This is a genomic window from Psychrobacter sp. WY6 (assembly GCF_018448495.1).
Classification (GTDB): Bacteria; Pseudomonadota; Gammaproteobacteria; order Pseudomonadales; family Moraxellaceae; genus Psychrobacter.
The window spans coordinates 2,947,384-2,963,651 of the sequence record NZ_CP049902.1; the positions used below are offsets into that span (position 1 = coordinate 2,947,384).

General features: G+C 42.3%; 9 protein-coding genes and 5 pseudogenes. 5 read left to right on the forward strand and 9 right to left on the reverse strand.

Annotated features, from left to right (window positions below; translation table 11 throughout):
• The first annotated feature begins 220 nt into the window (after positions 1-220).
• From G7Y90_RS14725 to dusA, 3 genes and pseudogenes are all read left to right on the forward strand, one after another.
• Positions 221-1,859: pseudogene (locus G7Y90_RS14725) on the forward strand (phospholipase D family protein).
• A gap of 477 nt (positions 1,860-2,336) precedes the next feature.
• Positions 2,337-3,449, forward strand: a complete 1,113-nt coding sequence (locus G7Y90_RS14730) for an MFS transporter (protein ID WP_250162760.1) — start codon at positions 2,337-2,339, stop codon at positions 3,447-3,449.
• A gap of 131 nt (positions 3,450-3,580) precedes the next feature.
• A pseudogene (dusA, locus tag G7Y90_RS14735) lies at positions 3,581-4,551 on the forward strand (tRNA dihydrouridine(20/20a) synthase DusA).
• 60 nt (positions 4,552-4,611) lie between these two features.
• Here the strand turns inward: dusA and G7Y90_RS14740 are convergent.
• The 6 genes and pseudogenes from G7Y90_RS14740 to G7Y90_RS14765 form a co-directional block, all read right to left on the reverse strand.
• Positions 4,612-5,398 (reverse strand): annotated as a pseudogene (locus G7Y90_RS14740) (CPBP family intramembrane glutamic endopeptidase).
• Between the two features lie 265 nt (positions 5,399-5,663).
• A complete protein-coding gene (locus tag G7Y90_RS14745; RefSeq protein WP_250162761.1) occupies positions 5,664-6,461 on the reverse strand; it encodes an alpha/beta hydrolase in 798 nt (265 codons plus the stop codon).
• Positions 6,462-6,687: 226 nt separating this feature from the next.
• Entirely contained in the window at positions 6,688-7,743 is a 1,056-nt protein-coding gene (gene sppA / locus G7Y90_RS14750; RefSeq protein ID WP_045451362.1) for a signal peptide peptidase SppA, read from the reverse strand.
• A gap of 206 nt (positions 7,744-7,949) precedes the next feature.
• Entirely contained in the window at positions 7,950-8,663 is a 714-nt protein-coding gene (locus G7Y90_RS14755; RefSeq protein WP_250162762.1) for a hypothetical protein, read from the reverse strand.
• The gene (locus tag G7Y90_RS14760; protein ID WP_250162763.1) at positions 8,639-10,186 is read right to left on the reverse strand and encodes a ComEC/Rec2 family competence protein; all 1,548 of its coding nucleotides are present in this window, start codon (positions 10,184-10,186) and stop codon (positions 8,639-8,641) included. The genes G7Y90_RS14755 and G7Y90_RS14760 overlap by 25 nt, the downstream gene beginning before the upstream one ends.
• Positions 10,187-10,367: 181 nt before the next feature.
• On the reverse strand, positions 10,368-10,928 hold the full coding sequence (locus tag G7Y90_RS14765; RefSeq protein WP_250162764.1) for a hypothetical protein: 561 nt from the start codon (positions 10,926-10,928) through the stop codon (positions 10,368-10,370).
• A 323-nt stretch (positions 10,929-11,251) separates the two neighbouring features.
• Between G7Y90_RS14765 and G7Y90_RS14770 the strand changes: the two genes are divergently transcribed.
• A complete protein-coding gene (locus G7Y90_RS14770; protein WP_250162765.1) occupies positions 11,252-11,827 on the forward strand; it encodes a DUF2062 domain-containing protein in 576 nt (191 codons plus the stop codon).
• Between the two features lie 183 nt (positions 11,828-12,010).
• Here G7Y90_RS14770 and G7Y90_RS14775 read toward each other — a convergent pair whose 3' ends face one another.
• The 3 genes and pseudogenes from G7Y90_RS14775 to G7Y90_RS14785 all read right to left on the reverse strand — a co-directional run bounded on the left by G7Y90_RS14775 (position 12,011) and on the right by G7Y90_RS14785 (position 14,722).
• Positions 12,011-12,322, reverse strand: a complete 312-nt coding sequence (locus tag G7Y90_RS14775; RefSeq protein WP_250162766.1) for a hypothetical protein — start codon at positions 12,320-12,322, stop codon at positions 12,011-12,013.
• 332 nt (positions 12,323-12,654) lie between these two features.
• Complete coding sequence (gene lolD / locus G7Y90_RS14780) at positions 12,655-13,335, reverse strand: lipoprotein-releasing ABC transporter ATP-binding protein LolD (RefSeq protein ID WP_045451357.1); 681 nt, start codon at positions 13,333-13,335, stop codon at positions 12,655-12,657.
• A 155-nt stretch (positions 13,336-13,490) separates the two neighbouring features.
• Positions 13,491-14,722, reverse strand: a pseudogene (locus G7Y90_RS14785) (lipoprotein-releasing ABC transporter permease subunit).
• A 457-nt stretch (positions 14,723-15,179) separates the two neighbouring features.
• Here G7Y90_RS14785 and G7Y90_RS14790 point away from each other — a divergent pair.
• A pseudogene (locus G7Y90_RS14790) lies at positions 15,180-16,153 on the forward strand (hypothetical protein).
• The last annotated feature ends 115 nt before the right edge of the window (positions 16,154-16,268 follow it).

Below are 16,268 nucleotides of genomic sequence, written 5' to 3' on the forward strand. Positions count from 1 at the left end.
GACGACAGCTGATAAGCTTAGCGGCGATTTAATTTTTGTCTTGGGCGATATTGTTATACGCTTCGTAATCAGTGCTATCATCGGTAAAATAAACGATGCACTAGCGCATGTCCTTCATTCAATTGATAGTCTTTTTAATGGACTAAAAATGAGGACATGCCCTCACGCTTACTTTCTAACAAATACTTCTTTATGTAAGGCTCACTAAGGTAATTCATTTATGTCGATGTTCAGTATAGAACCAAGCAACTTATCGTTGAGTCTAACACTCGGACTAACCTTAGGTCTTAGTGGATGTCAGGTTTTGCCAAAACAGCCGCACTTACCTGAGAGCCAAGCATTATCAGCACGAGTACATGACTTATATCAACACGAAGACAATCAAGAAACTGGACAAAGTGACACAGTAGCAACCAATGACGTTGATTTGGTAGCATCGATTAGCGAGCAGAATGATATTCACCCAGATTTATCCGGCTACCACCCCATTGTAACTGGTGCCAATGCTTTTGCTTCTCGCAGTATATTAACGGACATGTCCACACGTAATATCGATGCGCAGTATTATATTTGGCATAATGACCAAGCTGGTCAGCTACTATTGAAAGATCTGTGGGAAGCGGCTGAACGCGGCATCATTGTACGCTTACTATTAGATGATTTTAATAATGACGCCACCTTCGATCAGCATTTATTACGTTTTTCCAGTCATCCGAACATTGCGGTACGAATCATCAATCCGCTGATGCACCGTAAGTTTCAAACATTAAACTACGTCACAGGTCTGCCACGTATCAATCGCCGCATGCACAATAAAGCATGACTTTTGATAAGCAGATTACCATCATTGGGGGACGTAATATTGGCAATGAATATTTAAGCAATGACCAAAATAGTCAATTTGCGGATTTGGATGTTTTACTCATCGGTAAAGTCGTCGCAGATATTGACAACAGTTTTTCAAGCTATTGGTCGTCGCCTTTGTCATTTGACATCGAAACGCTAGTGAAACCTGACAACAATACAGCGCCTGATTTCCTAGCGGCACTGGACAAGCTCGGTCAGGACGAAAAAGGTAGCGACAATCATTTGACGGTGTATAAAGAAGCGCTGGAAGAGTCAACGATAGACAGTGACTTGGTCAATAAACGCGTGCCTTTTCGCTGGACAGACATGCAGTTTTTGAGTGATGATGTGGGCAAGCTGACCAAAACGGTACCAGCGGATACCAATTTGGTGCATCAATTGCGTACCTTATTAGGCAGCCCAACCAAAAAGCTAACCATCATTTCCTCTTACTTTGTACCCACCAAAGATGGTGTCAATACTTTAGTGCAATTGGCTGAAGCTGGTATCGAGATTAAGATTTTGACCAATTCATTTGATGCGACCGACGTGACTGCTGTGCATTCTGGCTATAGTCAATGGCGACCTAACTTGCTGCGCGCCGGTGTCAAAATCTACGAGCTAAAATCCACTGCCTCTGAAGAAAAACGCGAAAACAAGCTTTGGAAAGCTCGTAGTCAATCCTCAACCAGTTTACATGCAAAACGTTTGCCGTTGATGACTATCAAGTATTCATTGGCTCCTATAATGTCGACCCTCGCTCTGCCAATATCAATACAGAAATGGGTGTGATCATCAATGATGATGAGCTGGCAAAACAATTGCATGGTGCGCTGAGCGATGACCTGCTAAACCAAGCTTATGAAGTCAAACTATCAGATAATGGTAAGCTACAGTGGCATACTATAGAAGACGATAAAAAAGTGGTTTACGATTCAGAGCCACGCGTCGATATCAGCGATCATGTCTGGCTGACTATCATGTCATGGTTACCTATTGATTGGTTGCTATAGCTGCCATCATCAAAAACACTCTAAAACTTGGTCATATTTACATAATAACAGCGCTATTGAGTGATTCTTTGACCTAATTTTTTTTAGTTTGAATACTTTTTAGTTGGAGTGCTTTTCATTTAAGCACTATTCATTCAAGTGCTCTTAACTCCGATGCTTATTGCTCAATAACTTTTAGCTCAAACGTCTTTATTTTTTCGGCAAATCATTATTTTTCATATTGATTTGTCGTTTTTTATTAGCCGGTTATCCAGATAATAATCGGCTTAACGAATACTATTATATGTGGATGCGCGACCTATTATGCCTTCTCGTTCTCAATATGCAATGATGTCCTCTAAAGACAGAAACACCGTACTGTTTATCTGCTTTAGCAGCGCAGTCGCGTTTTTGATTTTTTTGTATTTATATTAGCAGATCATGGCGACCGCTTTTTTCCTGCTAATATCGATCCACCTATTACAAAGGTACAAGGGCTTGGTCTATTTGCAATTGGCTATTTGGCACGCCCATGGCGGTATCATCTTTGGTCGTGGTGATATCAAAGGCCGAAAACCGATACTGTTGATCAGTATATTAGTGACGGCGGCCAGCTTGTTGGCGATGGCTTGCTTACCTACCTATGGGCAATGGGGGTTGATTGCACCAACCTTATTTATAGTCTTGAGGCTGATACAAGGCATGGCATTTGGTCTTTATGTGCCACTCGCTTGGGTTTTTGTGGCAGAGCATGTGCCGCGCCAATATTCGTCAGTATCTTGTAGCTATGTTACTGCCAGTTTTTATGTAGGCGTGTTGTTTTCTAATGCCTTTTTTCTTTGGTTAACCAATTCTATGACGACTGAGCAATTGGCTAATTACGGCTGGCGCTTGCCATTTTTCATCGCGGCCATTCTGAGTTTATTACCATTATTGGCGTGGCGATGGATAGATGAGTCACCCTTTTTTCTGGAAATGAAAAACTCAAAACCAAGCGATTATGTTGCCAAACCCTTCAATTTACTCTTTAAGCATTGCAAACATTCGCTATTTATCGGCATGGTTCTCACGCTTATTGTTTCTAGCATCACGACTGTGGTTGTGCTATTGCTACCCGATTTGATTGAATTACGTTTTACCTTAGACAGCGATTTATTTGGATTCTCACACAGTCTGGGTATAGTGTTCATGGTTTTTGGTTGTATTTTTTATGGGATAATATCCAACCACCAAAACTTCGGTAAGATTCTGACGGTTGGCTCTATTCTTTTGATCGCTCAGATGTTTGCCTTTTTTTACCATCTGCAAGCCAGCGGTGACTACATCCTCATTATGTATGCGCTTTTAGGCTTTTGTGCTGGCATCGTTGGGATGATACCTGCCATCCTCGTACAGTTATTTCCGACCAATGTAAGACTAACAGGAATGGCTTTTTGTTATAATATCGCCTACGGTATTGTTGGAGTGCTTGTGCCTTTTGGACTAGGTTATGCCACTCTGTATGTGAGTTTCTCACCAGCGCTCTACATTGTATTTATCGGTTTTATCGGCATAATGGGTATTTATTTTTATAATTTGCCTGAATTCAAAAAAATCGACCACATTATTTAGCTAGTAGGTAGCTGCCTATTATCTGCATAACGATTGAAATTATAAAATTAAGGTGCAATCGTATGTCTCATACATTGCACCTTGTTCATTTATTTAAGACACCAATATTATAAAATATAAGGCTCAAAACCATGGTTGATATGACCAACAAACGACTCTCAGTCGCACCCATGATCGACTGGACAACGACGGACTATCGTTATTTTGCTCGGCTTTTTAATCCGCATGTTTATTTGTACACCGAGATGATCAGTACGGGCGCGCTGATACATGGCAATCGTGCACGGCATCTGCGCTTTGATACGCTTGAGCATCCGCTGGTACTACAGTTGGGCGGAGCAGATATTAGCGAGATGACGCAATGTGCTGAATTTGCTCAGCAATATGGCTATGATGAGGTCAATATCAATGTTGGTTGTCCCTCTGATCGCGTACAGAATAATAAATAGGTGCGTGTTTGATGGCTGAGCCTAATACGGTCGCTGATTTGGTCAAACACATGCAAGCAGCGGTCGATATCCCAGTAACCGTCAAGCATCGTATTGGTATCGATGATTTTGACAGTTATGAGTTTATGGTAGATTTTGTAGAAAAAGTGGCAGCAGCGGGTTGTACACGCTTTATTGTCCATGCACGTACTGCATGGCTACAGGGGCTTAGCCCCAAGCAAAATCGCGAGATACCACCGCTACGTTATGAGGATGTCTATCGTCTCAAACAAGACTTTCCACAATTCGATATCGAGATTAATGGCGGCATCGATACTGTTAAAGACATCGAAGCACATTTGCAGCATGTGGATGGCGTGATGATTGGTCGCGCGTTTTATCACAACCCTTACCTATTAGCAGAAACCAATAGCTTATGGAACGAACCAGCACCTAAGCGTTCAGATATTTTAGCGCAGCTGTATCCGTATATGGAGGCGCAGATTGCTAAAGGTGAAGCACTGCCAACGATGACAAGACATTATTTAGGGTTGTTTCAAGGACTGACGGGTGCGCGCAAATGGCGACAGGCATTAAGTGGTAAACCTCAGCTAACAATCGACGATATCAAACGAGCAGCGGATGAGGTGTTACTACTAAATCCTGATGCTTAAGAAAATCCATCATTATGACAGCTATAAAAGTGTAATGATGCCGAAATAGCCATTATTTATTTAGGCGGTTTGCGCAATATATTGCCACATCGCCGCCCCATTATTCACAATATGCAATAATATCGGCAGCAACAGCGAGCCTGACTTGATACGCGCGTAGCAAAATATCAATGCCAGTACCACGATGGTACTGATTTCATAAATACCATACTGCACATGGATCACTGCAAATATCAAGCTGGTCACGACACTTGCTACGATCGCCCCTCGATGCTTTGAATAAGTTGACGAAGTAAATTGCTCTGCGATCGCTGACCATAATAGACCACGAAATATCAGCTCTTCATAGATTGGCGCGACAATGACCATTGCAAATATCAACAGCCATACTGAGCTGACAGACTGATAAAAGGGTCAACGAAGAGCAATGGCGATTTATCAAGTAAATAAGTCAATGCCTGACTGCCAATCATAAATATCAATAGCAGCCCAAGCAATCCCATACCCACCGCAAATGAGAACGGCTTTAGCGCTAAATACTGCCGACTATCGCCGCTTCTTACATGGATCACCAAAAGGCTAATAGCGATCAATAACACGCAGCCTATAATAATATAGAGGCTGACCACGGTGCCATCGTTACTACCAAAAAAGAAGATATCAGCCATGGTTGAATTTTTAGAAGCTGGTAAGACTAGCTTGCCAGCGATATACACGCCTAGCAGCTGACTGATAAAAATGCCATCAGCATACCAACAGTCAGTAGAAAGACACCCAACCTTGAAAATAGCGGCGTGCGCTTAGGCGGCGTATTAAGATTGTGCGAACCAGTAGCATTTTTTAGCATAAAGTCATTACTCAAACGGATATTTTGTTAGCTCGCATCTAGGGCGTGTCCTCAATTCAATCGATTATCCTCTAAATGAGTTAAAAATGGCTAAATTTTGCCAAACATCGTTAAATAGCTTATCAATATCTCGATATCTCGATATCTCGATATTATTTGCGCTACTTTCCTTGTTTGACGGCAATTTATCTCATTTTTATGACCATTTTTAAAATGAGGACACGCCCTAGCATAAGCAATAATGAGCAGAAATAGTCATCAGCGATTATGTTGGTAGTTGCTGCTCAATCAATGATAATACTTGCTGAGAGACCGACTCTGGATACTCAAGTGGAAACATATGACCACCGGCATGGGTCTCATAAGGAATATTCAAACGCGACTTTATTTGTTGCGGAAATCGGCGTTTTAAAAAGATACTGTCTTGACCGATAATCAAAGTAACAGGCGGCTTTGGTCCATGATTTGGTGCCAGCCAATACCAAGATGGATTGGTGCGAAAGACAGCGACCTCACTGGCTTTCGGAATCGCCAATGTCACTTTGCCATCCGCACGTTCGTGTAGCCCATGCTCGATATAGCCTTGAAAACTGCGTTCATCAAAGTTTTTGAAAAAGCCTTTATGCCGCATCTTATCGTACGCATCTGCGCGGCTCTCCCAGACATCACGGCGATGCTTAGACACGCCAGCTGGTGACAATTTATCCATCAGGCGGTTATTCATCATCGGCAATCTATCCGCCGTCTTTGCCAAATGCCATAGCAAGCTCACTTTGCCATAAATCCAAGGTGGATCCATGAGTACCGCTTGGGCAAAGTACTGCGGCGCACGATACAATGCCTGCAATGTACACATCGCACCCAGCGAATGACCCACTGCCACTACTTGCGTCACGCCATGCTTCTCACAGGTATTTTTGACACTATCAATAATCTGCTGTGTAAGGCTACGCCAATGGTCATCGACTGGATAATCAGGCGTTGCACCCAGCATGGCAATATATTCAATGGTAAAAAATTCTGCTAACTTCTCAAAAAATGGTTGATAAACCGCACTTGGCATCCCATTTGCATGAGCAAAATGCAGGACAGGTTTGTTGGTTATTGTAGAGACAGGTAACAGTAAAAGTTGGCAAATTAATTTCATCACTCATGACAAGTTCTCTTCGATTTAAGTCGCTATTTAGGGTATTTTTTATAACCATTGAATCTCATATACAATTGAGGCTGAGCATAATCATACGCTCAGCCTCAACAATCATACACAGTAAATCTCAAACATAAAACGCTTAACGCATCTGCGCATTACCTTCTTCTTGCGGTAAAACATCAAGGCTGACACTAGATCCAATGCCCGCACCCAATTTAACAGCAAAGCGGTCCATGAATAATTGGAACGGATCTGTTGGGCTATAATTGATGACATTATCCAGCTCTAACTGCTTTTCTAAGCTAGCGATGCTGCCTTTCTTATCGGCTAAGCCAAGCTCAATCGACTGCTCGCCTGTCCAGAATAATCCTGAGAACAGCTTATTTTGTTCAGGATTTTTGAGACGATCACCGCGCCCTTCTTTCACTGCATTAATGAAATGCTTGTGGGTGTTGTCCAATACTTTTTCGACATGTTTTTCTTCATAGTCCGTTAACGGACGTGACAAACTTAAGATGTCTTTGTATTCACCAGCAGTAATCGTACGATCTTCTACGCCGACTTTATCCATCAAACCTTTGATGTTATAGCTTGGCATAATCACGCCGATAGAGCCAACCAAACTTGATGGGTTCACATAAATCTCATCCGCCGCAGAAGCAATATAATATGCGCCAGAAGCACCCATATCACCAATCACTGCATAGAGTTTTTTGTCTGGATATTCTTTACGCAAATCCATCATAGTCTGCCAAATCTCATCAGACTGTACTGGTGAGCCACCAGGTGAATTGATATCCAATGCTACCGCCTTTGAATTGCTATTTTCAAAAGCACGAGTCAATGCTTCATTGACATCATAAGCGTTGGCCACATCGCCACTACTAATGACACCTTGTAGCTCAACCACAGCTAAATGCGGCTTGCTCGTGTCAACACCATCTAAACCCGTTGGCGCGCTGCTGCTGCAACTACGACCAAGCGTCAGAAATATCAGTAAAATATAACCAAAGGTCAATAGTTTAAAAAAGATACTCCAGCGACGGGCGCGGCGTTGCTCGACCACACTAGCCAATAAAGTGTTTTCAAGCAATCGCCATTCTTGTCCACTCGGCTGGCTTGGCGGCGACATCGGTACTGGCTGATTTGCCGAATTGTCAGGACGTTTGTTAGGGTCTGGTGGCCAGTTGGGCATATAACTTCCTAAGTCAGAAACAGTCTAAAGCAATAAAAAGAGAAGATAGAAATACAGTCAGTAATAAGGAGCTGCTTCTCACTCCAAATACGGTCACAGTCATCTATATTCATAGGCTGCTAAGTATGGTGGTATTTCAATCATGGTTCAATAGTATAACTGGGAAATATCACTATATTGTAACATTGATTAGATAAGCGATATTTTTATGGCGTCATATTGGTAGTATCTACTGCCGCATTGAGAAACAACGTTGCTTCTGGCATTTTGTCATCATAAGTGATCATTTCATTGATGGTTTGATGATTTATCACATCGTTAGTTATCTGTGATGTGCTATGTCCTAGCCATGTCACATTACGAAAAGGGCGTGGTTGCTCAGGTATTTCAACTGGACATAACAATGTCCACATTTGCCAGATACGCTGATGGGTATCTGCATTTAATATCAGACGTGCCTGAGGCATATTGGCTTGATGAGTCGGTAGCTGGCTACTTGATGTGAGTGTCTGCGCAGTGGCAGGTGTTGATTTGAGTGGATCAGCCGCATTGTACTTTAACACCCTTATGGGCAAGCTGGCATCTATAGCCACCGTACAATCCCAAACACTCGGACTGTCTATTTTGCTCCACCCTGTCAATGCTTGTATGGACAAGTCACCATTGCCCAACTGCCACGTTTTGCCTTGTTCACAGCGTTGCACACTAATATTCGCCATGTCCTTGGGTTGGCTGCTGACTTTATAGGCTTGCTGAAATGCAGACCAACGATCAGAGCGCCCTGCTTGCCAATACTGACTAATAGGTAAATGCTGATTAAGCTGAAAAACCGTCAAAGGCAACAGCGCAGAATCATTAGAAGCTAAATACTTCTTGTCAGTAGTAAGCGTATCCGTCAATCCAACACTACTACTCTGCACAACCATACCCCTAGTGTATCAACTGACAAGCTACCCAGCTGCTGCGCTAATGTCATCGACAGCTTATTCGCCATTAGATTACTGGGCATCGTTCGTGCGGCATTGGGTCTGTGGTCAGATAAAAATAGCCAGCTGATGTTTGTCTTATGCGTATTTGTTGTGGATGGCTGCTCATTATTGACAACAGGATACTGCAACAAAGCAGCGCTTATATAGGGATCACCCGTTGGTAAGATATACAAGGTCGGTATCGTCGTTAGTGATTGCTGATTGGCATATACCGTCATCATTAATAAGGTGAGCGGCGGCAGTGCCAGCCAACGACTGATAAATCCTCGTGGTAGTAGCCATGGCAACATACTTAATAGTACCATCAGCAATATGGCGACATTCATAGGGGTATAAAGCCACGCTTCTGACAATGCTGGTAATGAGGTTAACCACGTTATCAGTTCATGCAATTTCGCGACAATGGCGCTAACGAGCCGCCAAATACTATCAGCAATAGCAGGTGATAAAAGATAGCACAGCCCTGCCAATAGATTAAGTGGCACAATCACCCAACCAAATAAACCGATAGCAAACAGATTGATGATAAGACCCCACAGCGACGCCTTGCCAAATAATAACAATGTAATAGGTAATAAAGTAATAAATAGCCAAAATTGTAATTTGAATACACGTTTGCCTATTATCCAAATATGCTTGAATGCAGTATTTACTACACTGGCATTATGAGCAGATGCCGTTTCTGATACGACAGCTGATTGCGTATATGACGTATCATCATATTTAAGGAGTAATGCCACTGCGATAAAAGATAGCCAGTACCCTGCCTGCCATAATACGTAGGGATCAAGCCATGCCATCAACACTGCCAAAGCAAACAACACCCGCATCGTACTAACCGGCAATAATGTTAAACGTACCAAACCTATCGCGAATAACATCCATGCGGTACGAGCAGCGGGTACATCAAAACCAGTAAATAGCGCATAAATAAAAGCAGCAGCGATCATCACCCACCAGCGCACTTGCCAACGCGGTACATAACGATAAATCCTTGGCCATAACCGATCAAAAAGCAACACCGCCGCACCTGCCAGCATAATCGCTAAAAACAATACATGAGTGCCAGAGATAGCCAGCAAATGTGAAATACCAGCCAGTTGATATAGATCTTTGGTCTCACGATTGATTAAACTGCGATCACCTGTGAGCAAACTTAAAGTGACCGCTTTTGCCTGTTGCGCTGCTGTGGTCTGTGTCGACCAATCTTGATAAAAATGCTGGCGTAATTGCCAACGTCCTTGGTTGATATAAGTCTGAAAACGCTGCAGATATGAAGAAGAGGCAAACGCTGGCTTTGATACCTCAGTATTGGTGACATTTGATGTGCCAACGGTCAATATATTAGCGACTCCATCAATATGACGACCTCGCAGCCAGCGATAACTGTCAAAACCAGATGGATTGCTCAACGCTTGCTCAGAGGTCGCCAGTGGTGCAAGGGCTAAACTCATAAACAGCTGATCGCCAGGTTGTAAATAATTTAAGCGGTCAAACGGATTGCTGTCCAAATTTTTCTTGGATGATTGTTTTGATGGATTTTTTGGATAACCATTGAGCAATACACGGTACGTGACATTCTTACCGTTATTGTTATTTGAGTTATTTTCGTATAAGTTGCTATTGCTTAGGCTATTATTTTTCTATTAGAAAGTTACTGGTCATAGCATCTAAATCTTCAACCGCCAACGCCGACACCAAGGGTGATATATCACTAATGACAGCAACTTGTCGATAGCCACTGTCCGTGGCGACGTCATAAACGCTGTCACTTATTCCTTCGATGGTGACTAATGCTTGTACACGCATTGGCTCAGTGATTTCTGTTAATTCTGCTTGTTGATGGCTAATCAGGGCTTGCAGCGCACTGCCAATGATTAATCCGATTGCCAATACAGCAACTAAAACATGAGTCAAAATACGAAAGAAGAGTTTAGATTTATGTGAAATATTATATGAAGGATTACGTAAAGAGAGACCAGCAGTATGTTGCGATAAATGGCTGGGTTTTGCAAAAGGTACATTAAACTGGGCAATAACAATCAGGATAATAGCAAAAATAATGAGCGACAAAAATAAGATGGGAGTGTTTAATATATCCATTAACGATGAACTAGTGGGTATCGCCATACTATCTGCGACCGCCAAAACGCCCATCATGGCGATAATAATCAAGCTACCAATCAACCAGTACACCAGCGCTCCTTGCTTGATGAGGTGAATATTAGTTTTTGCCTAAATAAAGCCATTTGTTATGATAAATAGCCACTTAATATGACGAAAATGCACCGAAACACCAAAACACAGATTGATACTTAAACCAGCAACAACAACTGATACGTCATGCAATAGCATTTATATAACTATTACCCTATACTGACTGACATATTGCGATGATGATAATCTGATATTATTATCCTATATATTCTCATCTGTACACTTTATGAATAATATTACTTTATAGCAGACCATCAATGCGATTGAGCGGACTGTAGCTAACGATTACAAAAGGCGATCCTGTGCCCCAAAAACGTCTGAAAGACCTGCTTCCTACGCCAGAGAAAATCTTAGAAAGTCGCACCTTAAAACTGTTCGCACCGCATTTGGCTGATCCACGATTATGGCACTTTAATCGACATAGCTTAAATAAAGCGGTCTATATCGGGGTGCTTAGTGCATTTTTCCCATTGCCAGGGCAAATGCTACTGGCTCTAGTTGGCTCATTAATTTTTCGTGCCAATGTTCCCATGGCACTCGGCTTGACTTGGATTACCAATCCACTCACGAGCTTGCCCATCTTTTATGCAGGCTATTATATCGGTGCCAAAATCCTTGACGTACCGATGATTAGTCTGCGGCTTATCGGCAGGATGATTGCTGATTTTAGCTTATGGGCACTGTCAGATGGTGCAAATCCATTTATTACCTATCGCGGTACGGTATCGATTGCTGCTTTTTGCATAGGCTTGACGATATTAGCGATTGTGACCAGCATCGTTTGTGGACTGGCATTTAAGGCGGTTTGGCGCTATAAAACCGTCGTGAGCTGGCAAAAACGTCAGAAAGAACCTTCTGATAAATCGCCTAAAATATAATATATACTGCTGTTATCAAGTCATAGTAACCTTAACGTAGCGAACCACCCTTTACTGTCAACCATTCGCTAACGCCAGCAATCTAGGTTGCCATCTACCCTCGATTATTCTATGCTATGTCTCGATATCACCTTAAGCTGGCTATGACTTAAAAACAAAAGTCATTTTCTTTGTTGATACCCATCATTCTGCTTCTTTATTCTTTTCTATGGCCGCAAGGATGTTGTCCGTAAGGCTAGTGTCCATCACGAAAACTTCAACCACTTTTTCATCTCTAAGCAATGTATAGCGTTTTCCCGTTGCACTGTCTTGAGCTTTTAGATCATAATCAACACCAGCCAAAGTAATGGCATCAAAAACGGGTGTTAATAGATCTATTTGTGCCTGTTTATCAATTGTCTCGAATAACGTCACATCCATATAGGGTTTTAACGGTTCATTGCCTTCTTCGGCACTGCCAAAAGCAGCGATTGGGTCGTCATCTCTATCCATCATAATAGTGCTTCTTTAATAATTGGTGGCATTTTGCAGCCCCATTTTGCGTTTATTTTTATTAAAACTTAGGGTCTGTTGAACATAAATCTTGTCGTTCTAGGGTATATCCTCATTTAATAATGATGATAAAAGCAAGACAAATTGCCGTTAAACAAGAGAAATAACACAGATCATAGTGATATTAATCAGCAGTTCAGTTCAACGACGTTTGACAAATTTTAGCCCATGTAGATATCAATTGACTTAAATCAGGACACACCCTACTACTTAGCAACCATAACCATTTACGCTATTAAAAATAAAACGTTAAAAAATGCAGCGTTAAAAAACAGTTAATACTGCTCCCAATGACCATTACGTAGCAATAACTGACGATCCGCCAGCGCCGCTAGATTGCGATCATGTGTCACCATTAATAGTGCGGTTTGCATGGTATTTTGCAGCTCTGATAATAATCCAAACACGCTTTGCGCATTGTCATAGTCCAAATTACCAGTTGGCTCGTCTGCCAAAATAAGCGACGGCTTCGTAACCAAAGCACGGGCAATAGCCACACGCTGGCGCTCGCCCCCCGATAGCTCACCAGGTCTATGCGCCAAACGATGCTCAAGTCCGACACTTTCTAGTATCGCAATTGCTTGCTCTCTTGCTGAAGTCGTTGAGACCTCTGGTCGCATCAATAACGGCATCGCAACGTTTTCAATGGCAGTAAATTCGGCTAATAAGTGATGAAACTGATAAATAAATCCCAGATGCTTGTTACGCATGGCACCGCGCTCAGTTTCATTCATGCTATTTAACAATTGACCATGTAGCCAGACCTCACCGCTGGTTGGCGTATCAAGACCACCAAGTAAGTGTAGCAAAGTGCTCTTGCCTGAACCACTGGTGCCAACGATGGCGATGCGCTCGCCAGCATGGACGGTCAAATCCAAGCCAGTCAGTACTTGCGTACTAACCGCCCCTTCATCATATATCTTGTTGATATTTTTCGCCTCTAAAATGGCAGACATGGCTTTTCCTTTATTCTATTTATACTGGTATTGATGCTTTATTCAGCGCTACATACAATTTATCAGCCTAAACTTGCACTAAAATTAATTTTACCTAACAAGCATTGGTAATAACTTAAACTGTATATAAAAACTTAAGCGGCATATAAAATCATTTATTCATAACGTAACGTCTGTGCTGGCTGAATCTTAGCCGCTCGGCGTGCTGGATAAATAGTTGCCAAAAAGCTCAGTACGAAAGACGCACCTGTAATCAATACTACATCTAGTACACGCAACTCTGATGGCAAATAATTAACAAAATACGCATCAAACAAGTTCAAATTAAAGACTTGATTAATAAAGCCTAAAATATCACTCACTGTAAGCGCAAATATCACGCCCAGTATCGTACCAGCAATCGTACCAATCACACCGATGACCACACCCTGCACCATAAACACTTGGGTAATCAAACGAGGAGACGCACCAAAAGTTTTTAGAATCGCAATGTCCGCTTTTTTGTCGGTAACGAGCATCACTAGGCTGGAAACAATATTGAAGCCACTAGGATAATTAAAAATAGCAGCAAGCCGACCATGGCTTTTTCCATTTGAATCGCACCAAATAGGTTGCCATGCGTTTGTGTCCAATCATTAGGATACAACTGCTGAGGGGCAATAGCGGCGGCTTTTTCTGCTGCCATCGGCGCGGTAAAGATGTCATTGAGCTTCATACGCACACCCTGCGCGCCATCTGGCAGACGCAACAGTTTTGCCGCATCACCCATCGGGATAAATGCCATGAGGCTATCCACTTCTGGACTGATGGTAAAAATACCTGTCAAGGTAAAGCGCTTGAATCGTGGTATCACGCCAGCTGGTGAAGGCGATGCCTCTGGCAGCACTAGCGTCACTTTATCACCCAGTTGCAGCCCTAGAGACTGTACCATCTCTTCACCCAGTACAATATTGAACTCACCACTTTGTAAAGTATCAATACTGCCTTGAACCATATGTTCATTGATAATAGAGACATCTTTTTCGTATTCAGGATCGACACCAGTGACCATAATCCCTGCAACCTGACCGTTTGACGTCAACATCCCTTGCAGTTGAATAAAGGGCGCTACAGCTGCCACTTCAGGATCTTCTTTAATTTTATCAGCCAATTGCTTCCAATCACTGATAATCTCGGTGGAAACGACCGTTGCTTGCGGGACCATACCCAAAATACGGGTTTTTAACTCCCGATCAAAACCATTCATGACTGATAGCACCGTGATCAATACGGCAACCCCAAGAGTCAAACCAATCATCGAGATAAGCGAGATAAAGGAGATAAAACCATTACTACGCTCTGCTCGGGTGTATCGTAAGCCGATAAACAACGCTAAAGGACGAAACATATTCAAACTCTTTATCTTATCTACGTGCGACTTTATATATACTATAAACGAGCAACAGCAAATGCATCTCACACCTGCACTTGCCATAGTCACATATAAATCGAACACAAAAACAGGGTTTCAGACGAGCCAAAGACAGCCGTCAAAAGGGAGCTAGTTTGACACAATTTGGCTGATATGTGCCAGTCATTAGCAAAAACTGGGCGTATTTTTTAATAAAAAACTGGCTTTTGTTACTATTTTTTATGAGGGGCTTGCTATTACTTGCGTCAATACCTATATATTGTATGCTAAGGACAATTGTCATTAACCATTCATTTCATTGTTGTTTGTTGACCCTTTACTGATGACAACGTTGCCAACTATCATAAATCTATCGTGTTAAATAGAGCCTTATGATAGCCAGCAATAGCCGTTTCAGGTCCAAACCTCACGCTGACTAATTTTGAGTATCTTCATGACCATTAATTATCAATAAAAAACGTCCAATCTCCCACCAAAATCACCATGACTGATGAGCAATCTGCAGGTCACGCCGATCATTGGAGTATTCTGACCGATGACATGAGTCATGACGTGCCAGAATGGCTACAAAAAATGATCGAAAAGGCGGCCATGCCTAAAGGCCTCAATAGCAATGTCAGCGCTCAAGACAGCTGCCTATTGCTGTCTGAAAATCAGCCTTGTCATATCAATCAAGTATTAGCCATGAAAAATGGCAAGCCTGAATGCTTTATCAATGCTTATCCTTGTGTCGATAGCCCGTATGGACTCAATTGTAAGATTGAGCGCATCATTGCCAATGACAATTCACACGATGCTGTATTACGCTTGCGTACCGCTGATGGCAGTATTATTTACGCCTTTGACCAGCTCTACACCACCAATCACCATTTATATCAGCGAGACACGTCTTACTTTGTGAACTTTAGCGCTTGGGCACATGAGATTAAGCTAAGTGAGCAAAACGAAGTCATCATGGTTGAAGATCAAGAAGCGATCCGCTACCACCGTGCATTTAACGACATCGTTGCCGCCAATGATGGAAAAATACCCGATGATCTGCAAGAGCAAATCAAAGAATGGAAACCAGAGACCAAAGCGCAAATGGCGCCAGTTGAGATCAACTTAGGTCACATGTGTGCCTATCTATTTGGTGATACTTTGGGACAAGAAGATGAAGCATGGTGCCAAGGTCAGGTGCTCGGCAAGCAAGCAAACAACATTTAATGATAATCCATTATTCTGTTTGATGTCGTGATACTACGCGAACAAGATGCCGATCCTTTCGTGATTCGTATCGGTGCGCTCAACACGCCAGAGACGGCTTCTATTAAAGTGCATGACTACGTACAAGCGAACGTCTGGCTACAAGCTGCCATCTATAAAGAAAACCAGCAAAGTGCGGCGCAGCAATCAAAAGCCAGTTAACTACTTTACGAGTCATCAGCTACTTTTAATAATGACCATTAAATGTATCATCAAATAAAAAGCCCTAATAAGCATTAGGGGCTTTTTGTCTTCTTACAATCGTCGGGATAAAACC